This window comes from Streptomyces sp. NPDC028308, from assembly GCF_055565855.1.
In genome coordinates this window covers 1-6,772 of the sequence record NZ_JBVHTO010000028.1, presented here as the reverse complement: position 1 = coordinate 6,772, position 6,772 = coordinate 1, and the positions used below count along the sequence as shown (strand labels likewise).

Annotated in this window: 5 protein-coding genes and 2 pseudogenes; 2 read left to right on the top strand and 5 right to left on the bottom strand. The window is 67.6% G+C overall.

Going from position 1 to position 6,772, the window contains the following annotated elements; all coding sequences use genetic code 11:
- Positions 1-109: 109 nt before the first annotated feature.
- Positions 110-310 (bottom strand): annotated as a pseudogene (locus ACZ4VA_RS38585) (IS5/IS1182 family transposase); the annotation flags it as partial.
- A gap of 36 nt (positions 311-346) precedes the next feature.
- On the opposite strand from ACZ4VA_RS38585, the pseudogene ACZ4VA_RS38580 reads away from it, so the two are divergent.
- Positions 347-507 (top strand): annotated as a pseudogene (locus tag ACZ4VA_RS38580) (DUF6009 family protein); the annotation flags it as partial.
- A gap of 306 nt (positions 508-813) precedes the next feature.
- Here the strand turns inward: ACZ4VA_RS38580 and ACZ4VA_RS38575 are convergent.
- Both ACZ4VA_RS38575 and ACZ4VA_RS38570 read right to left on the bottom strand, forming a co-directional pair.
- On the bottom strand, positions 814-1,308 hold the full coding sequence (locus ACZ4VA_RS38575) for a GAF domain-containing protein (protein ID WP_468084634.1): 495 nt from the start codon (positions 1,306-1,308) through the stop codon (positions 814-816).
- A 735-nt stretch (positions 1,309-2,043) separates the two neighbouring features.
- Positions 2,044-3,507, bottom strand: coding sequence for an FG-GAP and VCBS repeat-containing protein (locus ACZ4VA_RS38570; RefSeq protein ID WP_356243972.1), 1,464 nt, complete (start codon positions 3,505-3,507; stop codon positions 2,044-2,046).
- A gap of 617 nt (positions 3,508-4,124) precedes the next feature.
- Between ACZ4VA_RS38570 and ACZ4VA_RS38565 the strand changes: the two genes are divergently transcribed.
- Complete coding sequence (locus tag ACZ4VA_RS38565; RefSeq protein WP_468084632.1) at positions 4,125-4,649, top strand: hypothetical protein; 525 nt, start codon at positions 4,125-4,127, stop codon at positions 4,647-4,649.
- 316 nt (positions 4,650-4,965) lie between these two features.
- Here the strand turns inward: ACZ4VA_RS38565 and ACZ4VA_RS38560 are convergent, their stop codons facing one another.
- Positions 4,966-5,667 (bottom strand): DUF4142 domain-containing protein, encoded by a 702-nt coding sequence (locus tag ACZ4VA_RS38560; RefSeq protein WP_356175076.1) that lies wholly within the window; start codon positions 5,665-5,667, stop codon positions 4,966-4,968.
- Between the two features lie 817 nt (positions 5,668-6,484).
- Positions 6,485-6,772 (bottom strand): hypothetical protein (locus ACZ4VA_RS38555; protein WP_468084630.1); only part of this gene is annotated, 288 nt, incomplete at its 5' end.

The window sequence follows — 6,772 nt, the reverse complement described above, 5'->3', positions numbered from 1 at the left end:
CAGCGGCTCGATCCGGTCCCACATCGCATCAGTGATCACTAATCGGACAGACACATCCGGTCAACTGACCACCCGATCAAGGAGACACGCTCTAGGCGTTTCGTTTGGATCATCGGGGCGTACTGGAGAAGATGCCCGCGATGTGGAGTCCGGCCAGGTAGACAGTGGCGGTCTTCTCATTGCGTGTGGCGATGCCGGGCCACTGCTTGAGGCGGTTGATGCACCGCTCGACGGTGTTGCGCTGTTGGTAGGTCTCGCGGTTGAAGGCCGGTGGCCTGCCGCCGGGGCTGCCCCGACGCCGCCGTGAAGCTGAGCGGGGAGCCGGTCGGGGACGGCGGCCGGACCCATCGGCGACCTCGACTACGTCCGCCAGAGCATCGACCGCCTACCCCTCCCCGCAAGGGCAAGCCGCCCTACCACCGCAACGGCCGCACGGCCGGCGACGGGATCCTGGGCGCCACAGCCAAACCCTCACGCGCCTCCGGCACCTTCCGCCGACGCGTCTTCCAGGTCACCAGCGCCGCCTGGACATGTCCTGGCTGCTGGCATCCGAGGATGTCCGCGGTGGGTGGGGATGTATCTGCGGGGCCAGGCACTGGGCACGGTTGAGCGGACACACAGCCGTCCACCTCACAGGGAGTTGACGGCTCTCGCCTGCCTTCCTAAGCGAGCCCCGTTGACGGGGGACCGTCTCTGTTTCGACCAGAGCCTGCACCCGCTCGCCCACAGTGTCATTACAAGTGGCTTCCTGGCCAGCGCGTCCAGTACACGTTTCATGCGCAGAGCCGTCACCGGCTCGCCTGCGCTCGTAATTCAGCGGCTTTGGGTGGCGGCGGTGTGGAGGTGTTCGAGGGCGTCGAGGACGATGGTGTGGCTGTGCCAGTGGAGCCACCGGCCCACGGCGGCGCCGGTGCTTTCCAAGGTGGTGAGCTGGGTGGGACTGAGGCCGGCAAGGGGCTGTGCGTGGTGGGAGGAGATCATGCCGAGCAGGTGCCCGCGGTGGGTGAGGGGGAGGCTGTGGGCGGCGCGGCTGCCGGCCTGAAGGATGGCGTGGCGGGAGCCCTCGTCGAAGAGGTCGGCCGATTCGACGTCCTTCACGGTGATCTGCTGACGCTGCTCGGCGGCTTGCGCGCACAAGGTGGTCGAATCCTGGACGAAGGCGAAGAAGTCGGTGAAGTACCGGTTCAGGCCGGTGTGTTTCTCCAGGCGCAGCATCCCGTGTTCGGCGAGCTGGACGTTGCCCATGTCGGTCTCGGTGACGTGCAGTACCCGGCGCAGCGCCGCTCGGAGGACCGTGGAGACGGCCATCACGATCGCCAGTCCGTGCTGGCCGATCCGGCGGCAGGATCGTGCTGTTGTTTCGCACCGTCACCTCGACGGCGCCTTCACGTGCTTCCAAGGTGCCCGCCCGGCAGGCACCCACGGACGCAAGTCGATCGCCATCGCCGGGGATGGCGAGGAGGACCTCGCCACGATCGCAGCCCTCGTCCACGCACTCGGCTTCGACCCGGTTGTGGCCGGACCACTGGCGGAATGCGTCCGCATGCAACCAGGCACCGAATTGCTCGGCGCAAACATCGACGCCACCGAAGTGCGCGCGATGCTCGACCGATTCCCGACCTCTGCCGCTGACCGTGTCCTCGCCGAAGCCGGCTCATCTTCGACGTGGAATGACCGGACGACAGGAGCGTCCTCGAAGACGACGTCCCGCGACGCCTCAAAGCGTGGCACTTGGCGCCCACACCCCACTGGGTTTCGAAAGCGCACATCGAACTGGCCGACGCCGCATTGCCCTCGCGTCCAGCACCACCCGTGCCGCCCAGCCCAAAGCGCAGCATCTGTTCCCGAAGACCGGGGATAACGCGGCCCCCAGTGGTCGCTGTCGATGATCACGCACTCCACATCACGCCATGTATGCACGGCCGCGCAGGAGAACCGCCCCGCCCGGTGACCGCAACACCGGTGCAGGCGGACGCTGTTGCTCCGTGCATCACCGAAGGGCGGTGCAGGTCGACCAGTGGGGGCGGTCCGACCGCCGTCCGGTCAGTCTCCGAGCACCGATCCGAAGGACTTGTTGCGGTAGGTCAGGCCGAACGTCTTCTCGCTGAACGACACCGCGCCGGACGTCGTGAGCCCCGAGGCGCTGCCGCGCAGGATCCAGTCGGCACCGTCGGAGTAGTGGACGTCGTCGTCGAAGACGTCCTCGCCGCGTGCGGCGGCGGTGAGGTCCGCGCGGCCGTCGCCGTTCAGGTCCTGAAGCCTGAGGCCCGATCCCATCTGGTCCGCGAACTCGGCGGTGCCGGGCACACCCGCGGTGTTCTGCGTGAAGGACTGGGCACCAGTGCCGGTCAGTCCGGAGGCCGAACCCTTGAGCAGCCAGAACGCTCCGGCGTACTTGAGGGTACCGACGGTCTCGGTGGGCGCGCCCACTGCCGCATCCGCGTAGCCGTCGCCGTTGACGTCGCCGACGGAGATGGGACCGCCGAAGCCGTCGCCCGCCTCGTTCACGCCCGGGACCCCCGCGGTGTCCTGGTCGATCAGCCGACTGCGCGTGCTGCCCGGGATGCCGCCGGCGCCGCCGTAGTGGACGGCGATGGTGCCTGCTCCCGAGGCCCCCTGCCCGTAGGTGACCAAGTCGTCGAACCCGTCCTTGTCGAAGTCGCCCGCCGCCCGTGCGTGCGCGGCGGCGAGCGGCACGCTCGCGGGATTGTCGGTGAACGTCATACCGTCGGCGCCGCCCGCGTAGTAGCCGAACCACACGCCCGTTTCCCCGTGCTCGTCGTCCTCGTAGTCGTCGTCCCCCGAAACGGCCAGATCGTCGGCGCCGTCGCCGTCGAAGTCGCCCGCCGCGATCGATCCGGTCCCCCTGGTCACTTCGGAAGGGCCCGTCGACAGGTCGGTCTGGGCCGGAGCCGTGGTCCGCGTGAATCCGTCCCCGAACACCGAGACTCCGGAGTGGCCGGTGACGGCGAGCTGGTCGTGGCCGTCGCCGTCGAAGTCGCCGACCGCGAGGCCGGAGCCGTACAGGTAGCGGGCGGACGAGTCCGACGCCGCGTACACGGTCAGCGCACCATTGACGAGCCCTCGGGGGCCACCCCACAGGATCTGGACGATGCCGAGGTCGGGAGCGGCCGAGGCCCTCTCCAACGGCACGCCGACGGCCAGGTCGGTGTAGCCGTCGCCGTCAAGGTCGCCCGTGGCGTAGGACGTGCCGAACTTTTCGTATGCCTCCGCCGTGCCCGGAACTGCTGGGGTGTTCTGGCTGATCAGTGCGGAACGGCTGGTCGAGACGCCGGAGGCCGAGCCGTACAGGACGGTCAGCTGCCCTGCCTGTGTCTGTCCGCTCACCTTGGCCTTGGGAGTGGCCACCACCAGGTCCTTGTAGCCATCGCCGTTGAAGTCGTCGGCTGTGGCGCCGACGGCGGAGGCGGGAGTCGCGAGGGGCAGGACCAGGCCGCCTGTCGCGAGCACTGCCACAGCGGTGGCTGCCAGAAGTCTTCTACGCACGTCGACCCTCTTCACTTCGGTTGGCACTGTGTCACGCGGGTGACTCCTGGGTCGGCTGAATGGTTGCCCTGCACCATCGGTCAGGACCGGGAAACACCGCCGCAGGCCCGGCAGGCCGCCCAGAAACGGTGAGAGGCCCGCGGCTGGAGTCGTTGGATCACCAGCGACGTGAACCGGACCCGGCTTTACCAGCGTGTCCCTCGTCACCGTCGAATGCCAGCGGCAGCTGGCCCTCGCCGCCAATGTCTTCGATCTCTTCGAACTCAGGGAGAGACCGTCTGAGCAGCGGGCGCACGGAGAATCTCGTTGTGGGTTCGCGGCGCGACTCTGATCGTCCCTCGACGGCCGTGGAGAGGTGCTCCAGGACCCGGAGGTTCTTGCGGATCCGCACAAGCCGGCACGATTCGCGCCAGGAGAGCCGGCCTGAGCCGGTGTCGCCCGTCGCGTCGACCGCTCCAACTCCGGACGCTCGTCATCGGAGGGCAGCAGCGGCTGAATTTTTGCGCCGCGACGTGGAACTGACGCACCAGCAGTAGAAGTCCCACACCTATAAACGATCAACTACTTGTGCAGGACGCTGGTCCGGCATGATCATCCAGGAGTGAGGTGAGGGTTCCGTGATCAGCCACATCAAAAGGGCTCGCACACTGTCCCGTGGCGGTGCGGTCGTGGCCCTCGCGCTGCTCGCGGCCGGCTGCAGTCCGGCCGAGCGCCCGTTGGTTGCTATCGGCAAGGGCACGGACGGAGACGTACGAGCTCTGCTGCGGCCCTGCTCGGACGGCGACGCCATCCAAGAGGTCGTGTTCCTCAGGAGTGACGAGAAGGGGGACACGGCGAACCGTGCTGCCCAGGACGGCTGGTCGATCCACCCGATCGGTTCGGTCACCGGTGAGCAGGAGTTCAGCCTCTTCAAGCTCCCGACGGGCTGGCAGGGCAAGGCCGATTCCGTCACGAAGCTGGCATCGGAGGGGGACTACTCGGTGAGGTTCATCGTCGGGGCGAACCAGACGGTGCGCTACAAGGCCCTCACCAGGTTTACCCAGGCGGACATCGAGAGCCTGGCCCCTGGGCAGTGGTGGTGCGACGGAAAAGCCATGAGCCGCGCAGAGTTCCTGGCCCAGGTGGACGACGCCTGCTCATAAGCCGGTGTCCCCTGCGGTGAGCCGGACGTACCTTTCGTAAGCCGGGTAGTTGACGGGTGGTTGTCACAGCGAGGGCGCGGCGCACGGCACAGCTGTCACAGCGTCTCGTGAGGCTTGTCCTGCGGTTCGCCGCCCTACGGCCGCACTTTCGACTGTGGGATGAGTGGCTCCGCAATCTCCCACAACACGTCCCGGAACGAGCCAGCTGCACCTTCCCCATGGACAGCCCGACAATCCAACACCGTGTAAGACTCGGACTTACACAGCGGGGCAGACCACGTTGGCGCAAGGCGGTGGGTGAGAGCCAGGTGCGCTCCTACCCAATGGTCGGCTGACCACCATTGACGACGGAGCCCAGATCCAGGGGCGTGGAGGTAGGGCTTGGCGGCGGGCTGAGTACGACCTGGGGCTGACCGGGCACCGGGGCCGGCGGTGTCATGTCGGTCTTGGGCAGTTTCGGCGGGGTCGTCTGGTTGAAGACTGTGGTGTCGAAGTCGATGAGACCGGTCTTCTCCATCACGGTGATGTGGTCGAGCACCGTGTTGTTTGCCTGATCGGCCAGGGCGCGAATCAGCGTGTTCTTCGTGGTCGAGCGGACCTTGGCGATCGTGTTGAAGATCGAGCCATGCGTCATCCGGAGGATGTTGGCGAAATCGACGTCGAACTGCCTCCCTGACTCTCCCTGGAGTTTGGTGACGAACCCCACCTGCTGAGGGCTCGCCACATTGGGCAGCGTGATGTTCAGCATTGGTGCGATCTTGCGGCAACTGGCGTCCAGGGCCGCGTGCCCGTCGACGAGGTGCTGACTCGCGACCTTCACGGCCTTGCTCTGCCCCTTCTGCAGCCCGATCAGGCCGAGCGGGTGCTCCCACAGGCCGGCAGCGCGCACCTTGACCACGAAGTCCCGCTCGCCCTCCGTCAACGGCCCCCATTGCGTGTTGGCGATGATCCGGTCGTTCGAGGTCGTCGTCGTGTCCAGCCCCAGCACGGCCGGGTAGACCAAGGCGGCGAGCGTCATGATGAGAGCACCGACCACGAATAGTGTTCCGACCATGTTCCGCGAACGCCGCACCGGTTCTCCCCTTGTTCGATAACCCGCCAATGTTCCCACCCCCGAGACGCGGGGCGTTGAGGAGTACGCAGTGAAAGGGGTTCCCGCTCATCGCGGGGCAAAGGAACTGTGGTCGCTCGTACTCATCGTGGCACCCTCTGGTTCACAGCAGGGTGGGGTCGAGCGGGCAACCCCTAAGGTTTCGGTGGGGGACGACTGCCCCCTCGATCGCATCCCGTACGGGGACCACAGCGGCCGGCAGAACCACTTGAACGCCTTCGGCCTGCACATCGCCTACGACACCTACCGTGCGGAGCTGACTCCGGAGGAGGAAGCCTCGAACCAGAAGATTCGCGCGCCTCGGGTTCGGCGTAGTCGAGAGCGTTGGCGACGTCGGCGGCTGTGGTGCTGTCGAAGGGGCCGGTTCCGAGGTGCCCACGTCTCGCCCTGTATGGCCCTCCGGGGCGATCGCACTGGCCACCGACGATGAGGTCAGGGCGCAAGCAGCACCCGCGAGCGCGGGAACTTGACCAGCAGGACCACGCTCTGTATCTGAAGCACTGGAGGAAAACAGCCGCCATCTCCGGGGCGACACCGGGGGTCGCGGGTCTCTTACTCGATCCGCCTAGTGCTATATGCGCGGCCTCTCCGGGAGTCCGGCCGCGGCTGCCGCGTAAGCCGTGACAGCTCGATCTCCCGGTCCATCTCGCGGAACGTCGAAGCCCCCGCTGCGGCGTGGTGGCCGGCGGGGGCGTCACGAGGTGGGGGTCGAGCCTGGGGGTGTTCAGACGGAGGCGACCTTCGGCCAGCCGATGTCGCCTGCGGGAACGGTGGTGGGGGCGGTGGGCCAGCCGATGTCCCCGGCCTGGATCGCGGTGGGGGCGGTGGGCCAGCCGATGTCCCCGGCCTGGATCGCGGTGGGGGCGGTGGGCCAGCCGATGTCTCCGGCCTGGATCGCGGTGGGGGCGGTGGGCCACCCGATGTCACCCGCGGGGACGGCGGTCGGGGCGGACGGCCAGCCGATGTTGCCGGCCTGGACGGTGTGGGCCAGGCGGCTGGTGTCCGCGGCGTG